Below are 780 nucleotides of genomic sequence, written 5' to 3'. Positions count from 1 at the left end.
CCCGCCTCCACGAATGCGCCCAAGCCCTGGCCCCCTACACCGACTGGAACCTCATCGACGTCATCACCGGCGCACCCGACGCACCGAGCCTGGACCGCGTCGACGTCCTCCAGCCCACCACCTTCGCCATCATGGTCTCCCTCGCCGCCCTGTGGCAGGCCAACGGCATCCACCCCGACGCCGTCATCGGCCACTCCCAAGGCGAAATCGCCGCCGCCTGCGTCGCCGGAGTCCTCACCCTCCACGACGCCGCCAAAATCGTCACCCTCCGCAGCCAGACCATCGCCCATCACCTCACCGGACACGGCGCCATGATGTCCGTCCTCACCCACCACACCTGGGTCCAACAAGCCCTCACCCCCTGGCAGGGCCGCCTCTGGATCGCCGCCATCAACAGCCCCGCCTCCGTCTCCGTCTCCGGAGACCCCGACGCCCTCACCGCCTTCGGCACCACCCTCTCCCAAGCCAAGATCTACCGCTGGCAACTCCCCGGCGTCGACTTCGCCGGACACTCCGGACACGTCGACCACATCCACGACCACCTCCACCACCTCCTCCACAACACCCCCACCACCCCCGGCCACACCCCCTGGATATCCACCGTCACCGCCGACTGGACCGACCCCACCCACCTCGACACCGACTACTGGTACCGCAACCTCCGCGACACCGTCCGCTTCGAAGACGCCACCCGAACCCTCCTCGACCAGGGCTACCGCACCTTCATCGAAATCAGCACCCACCCCGTCCTGACCACCGCCATCCACGACATCGTGGAGA

Annotated in this window: 1 protein-coding gene; it reads left to right on the top strand. The window is 67.9% G+C overall.

Going from position 1 to position 780, the window contains the following annotated elements; genetic code table 11:
- The coding region (locus tag AXW62_RS39785) for an acyltransferase domain-containing protein (protein WP_159061132.1) at window positions 1-780 on the top strand (780 nt) is incomplete at both ends.

Origin of the sequence: Streptomyces hygroscopicus subsp. hygroscopicus (assembly GCF_001553455.1) — a bacterium.
Classification (GTDB): Bacteria; Actinomycetota; Actinomycetes; order Streptomycetales; family Streptomycetaceae; genus Streptomyces; species Streptomyces hygroscopicus.
The sequence above is the reverse complement of the archived record's forward strand: the minus strand, read 5'-3'. Positions and strand labels throughout refer to the sequence as shown.